Source organism: Bacillus sanguinis (assembly GCF_018332475.1).
In the GTDB taxonomy this organism is placed as follows: domain Bacteria; phylum Bacillota; class Bacilli; order Bacillales; family Bacillaceae_G; genus Bacillus_A; species Bacillus_A sanguinis.
In genome coordinates this window covers 1-3,890 of the sequence record NZ_BOQB01000150.1, presented here as the reverse complement: position 1 = coordinate 3,890, position 3,890 = coordinate 1, and the positions used below count along the sequence as shown (strand labels likewise).

Below are 3,890 nucleotides of genomic sequence, written 5' to 3'. Positions count from 1 at the left end.
GTTTATTTCTCCTTTAATTAATAAGTTTTATATGATGCGAGGGTTATGGTGGATAGATAAGAAATTTTTGAAATTTCATCTAATAATTATTCTATAGTAATCTAATTCCAAAAACTATATAATACAAAGCTTTCATGATATGTAAAATTGCATATTATTCTTTTTGAAAAATTTGTTATATTATCTATATATTTGTATTAAAGGGTTTTTATTAAGGTAATGAAAACAAATGGAGGAATAGTATGAGAAAAACAGTATTAGACGCGTATAATGCAGAAAGAGAAGTAGATAACATAACATATAAAAATCTAGTTGTAACGATTGTAAGCATTCTAGGGTTCTCACTCTTAGGGGGATTATTCCTTGCTTTAGCCCTTGGAATTTTTGGAGAAGAGGTATTACGTGCTAATTTAGAGGGATATTATTTACTTCTATTTGATGCAGCTGTTGTTACTATTGTTTTATTTGCTTATAAACCAGTGCTTCATTTTATTAAGAACATATGGGATGTATCTGTTTTAAAAAATGGGAAAACCTACTTGTATTTATTAATAGGTTTTATCATCATTGCATTAACTCAGTATGTAATGTTAGAGTTGTTTAGCTTTGAAAGTGCAGAGCAGCAACGAGATCAATTAGGGAGCTTAGGACTTCAAAATAGTCTACAAAGTATTATATATGTGTTAAGTGTTGCTATAATTACACCAATTAAAGAAGAAATTTTATATAGAGGTATTTTGTATCGATTTTTTGAAAAGAAATATAGTTTTCTAGTTGGTATCATTATTTCTTCCTTTATCTTTGGGATTCTTCATGGTGGTTTTCCGGTTACGGCAATGATTATGGGGATTGTATTTGCTATGTTATATAAGAAAACACAATCTATTGTACCTAGCATCATTTTACATATTGTATGGAACCTACTTGTGAGTATAAGTATGATTGTTTCTTTATAAAATATTTAGCAGAAAAGATGAATGGCCTAGCTATTCATCTTTTATTTTGTTTATATGTGGGAAAAGTTGATGAATACAATCCAAAAAGAACCAAATACTAATGATGAATGAACAAAGAAAGGCGGGTATGTTATATGCAAAACTTAACAGAGCTTGAAGTAGAAAACTTACGTCATTTAATTGGTGGACACGCAACAATTATTAACAAGTTGGAGCAGTATGCACAGACGTGTACAGATCCACAACTGAAACAAATGCTACAAAAAGATGCGCAAGATGCACGAAATACGAAACAGCAATTAATGACTTTCCTAGGATAGGAGGAAGCGGAACATGAATGAAAAAGATATGGTAAATGATTATTTAGCAGGATTAAATGCAAGTTTAACAAGTTATGCAAATTATATTGCTCAGTCTGATAATGAACAGTTACACCAAACGTTAATTCAAATTCGTAATCAAGATGAGATGCGTCAACGTAATATGTATGAGTATGCAAAGCAAAAGAGTTATTACAAGCCAGCAGCACCTGCGAATCCAATGATTGTACAACAATTAAAAAGTCAATTAAGTATGGAACAATAGGAAAAAAAACGAGCGAATTTATTCGCTCGTTTTCTTTTTGTATATGTCAATAAATACATAATAAATATTTTTCCAGTTGTAACAAATATGACGAAAATGGAATATAACAATTCACAAAAAGGACAAAAAGTTTGTTCAATATTTCACAAAGTATCCATGGTTTCTATCGTGGGAATCTCTATAATTAGGAGTGTAAAGAACAAAAGAAATAGATTATATGATCAATTAGGAGAGATTGCTATGAAACGAAATACAAGAAAAATTGCAATTATCGGTACTGGATTAGTTGGATCAAGTTGTGCATATTCCATTGTGAATCAAGGCATTTGCGAAGAGCTATTATTAATTGATATAAATCATGAACGTGCAGTTGGGGAAGCAATGGATTTATCACACTGCATTAACTTTACAAATACAAGAACAAAAGTCTATGCAGGAAGCTATGAAGACTGCAAAGATATGGACATCGTTATTATTACAGCAGGACCAGCGCCAAAACCAGGCCAAAGTCGCTTAGATACTTTAGGAGCGAGTGCGAAGATTATGGAAAGTGTTGTTGGCGGCGTAATGGAAAGTGGATTTGACGGTATTTTCTTACTTGCATCGAACCCAGTTGATATTATTACATATGAAGTGTGGAAATTATCTGGATTACCTAGAAATCGTGTGATCGGTACTGGTACATCACTAGATTCTTCTCGCTTACGAACAATTTTATCTGAAATGTTACATGTAGATCCTCGTAGTATTCATGGGTATTCATTAGGAGAACATGGTGATTCTCAAATGGTTGCTTGGTCTCATGTAACTGTTGGCGGAAAGCCAATTCTACAAATTTTAGAGGAACAAAAAGAACGATTTGGTGAAATAGATTTAGATGAAATTGTTGAGAAGACTGCAAAAGCTGGATGGGAAATTTATAAACGAAAAGGTACTACTTATTACGGAATCGGAAACTCCCTAGCATATATTGCGAGATCAATCTTTAGCGATGATCACCGTGTCATTGCTGTATCAGCTATTTTAGATGGGGAGTACGGTGAATATGATATTTGTACAGGAGTACCAGCTATTATTACTAGAGATGGTATAAGAGAAATTGTAGAACTAAATTTAACAGAGGATGAAGAATCTCGATTCGCAAAATCAAACGATATTTTACGTGATTATATGAAAACAATTGGTTACTAACTTATAGGAGAAGGTGAAACAAATGAAGGAATATATAATGTCTCGTGTATTTAAAGCATCAGCTGGAATCGCGCAAGGTATTTTCGTATCCCTTGGAATTGGTTTACTAATCGAAAATATAGGAAGAATTGTTGATATTCCGTTGCTTATTACAATCGGAGTTGTTGCAAAATCACTTATGGCACCAGCCATTGGTGCCGGAATTGCTTTTATGCTTGGTGCAAATGGTCTTGTAATCTTCTCGGCTATGGTAGCTGGAGCGATTGGTGCTGGATCCATTTCAATTACTGAAGCAGGTCTAATTATTAAAACAGGTGAGCCAATCGGTGCATTATTAACAGCGACTTTAGCTGTATATATTGGTAAACGTTTAAGTGGAAAAACTGCGTTAGATATGATGCTCGTTCCATTTGCGGCAATATTAGGTTCTGGTTTAGTCGGTATTTGGTTATCTCATAATATTACTCCCGTTCTAAATACAGTTGGAGCATTTATTAAAGATAGCTCAGCTGGTAGCCCGTTTATCGCTTCTATCGTTATTGCAGTCGTTTGGGGATTATTACTTATCTCTCCAGCATCATCAGCCGCGTTAGCAATCGCACTTAGCTTAGACGGCGTTGCAGGTGGTGCTGCTCTTGCAGGCTGCGTAGCCCAGTTTATCGGATTCTCTGTTATCTCAGCGAAAGAAAACAATTTAGGTGGCATATTAGCTCAAGCACTTTGTACTCCGAAAGTACAGTTGCCAAATATCACTAAAAATCCAATGATTCTCGTCCCAACTGTCGTCGCCAGTGCTATAGTTGGTCCAGTATCCGCATTAATTTTTCAACTGGAAGCAGGAAAAGAAATTGCAGGTCTTGGATTAAGCTCCCTTATCGCACCAATTAACTTAATTTCTAGCGAAGGATGGGAAGTTGTCCCGGCGATGGTAATCACTTATATCATCATTCCAGTAGCTGTTTCTTATATACTTTACATTGCTCTTAAAAAAGCAGGTCGTATTCACTCTGGTGATATGACTGTACCGCAATCTTAAATTGAAAATCTCCTTTTATCCCGCATTTAACGGGCAGTAAGACCCCCCACCTCAAAATTCAGCGAAAGCAAAGAAGCTAGGTGGGAGTCGGGCTGCCCGTAAAATCCCGATTGGTTCAACTA

General features: G+C 34.9%; 5 protein-coding genes. All 5 read left to right on the top strand.

Annotated elements, in window-relative coordinates:
* Positions 1 to 242: 242 nt before the first annotated feature.
* Positions 243 to 956: a CPBP family intramembrane glutamic endopeptidase gene (locus KI369_RS16840; RefSeq protein WP_212956697.1), complete on the top strand. Its 714-nt coding sequence runs from the start codon at positions 243 to 245 to the stop codon at positions 954 to 956.
* 134 nt (positions 957 to 1,090) lie between these two features.
* Entirely contained in the window at positions 1,091 to 1,276 is a 186-nt protein-coding gene (locus KI369_RS16835; protein ID WP_001180555.1) for a hypothetical protein, read from the top strand.
* A 13-nt stretch (positions 1,277 to 1,289) separates the two neighbouring features.
* Positions 1,290 to 1,541 (top strand): spore coat protein, encoded by a 252-nt coding sequence (locus KI369_RS16830; RefSeq protein ID WP_001002988.1) that lies wholly within the window; start codon positions 1,290 to 1,292, stop codon positions 1,539 to 1,541.
* A gap of 240 nt (positions 1,542 to 1,781) precedes the next feature.
* On the top strand, positions 1,782 to 2,732 hold the full coding sequence (locus KI369_RS16825) for an L-lactate dehydrogenase (RefSeq protein WP_438800506.1): 951 nt from the start codon (positions 1,782 to 1,784) through the stop codon (positions 2,730 to 2,732).
* A gap of 22 nt (positions 2,733 to 2,754) precedes the next feature.
* Positions 2,755 to 3,768, top strand: coding sequence for a PTS sugar transporter subunit IIC (locus KI369_RS16820; RefSeq protein WP_000666176.1), 1,014 nt, complete (start codon positions 2,755 to 2,757; stop codon positions 3,766 to 3,768).
* The last annotated feature ends 122 nt before the right edge of the window (positions 3,769 to 3,890 follow it).

What these genes read in the sequence shown, in the direction of transcription:
- KI369_RS16830 (WP_001002988.1), top strand. Translation starts at nt 1,290, where the DNA reads ATGAATGAAAAAGATATGGTAAATGATTATTTAGCAGGATTAAATGCA.
- KI369_RS16825 (WP_438800506.1), top strand. Translation starts at nt 1,782, where the DNA reads ATGAAACGAAATACAAGAAAAATTGCAATTATCGGTACTGGATTAGTT.
- KI369_RS16820 (WP_000666176.1), top strand. Translation starts at nt 2,755, where the DNA reads ATGAAGGAATATATAATGTCTCGTGTATTTAAAGCATCAGCTGGAATC.
- KI369_RS16835 (WP_001180555.1), top strand. Translation starts at nt 1,091, where the DNA reads ATGCAAAACTTAACAGAGCTTGAAGTAGAAAACTTACGTCATTTAATT.
- KI369_RS16840 (WP_212956697.1), top strand. Translation starts at nt 243, where the DNA reads ATGAGAAAAACAGTATTAGACGCGTATAATGCAGAAAGAGAAGTAGAT.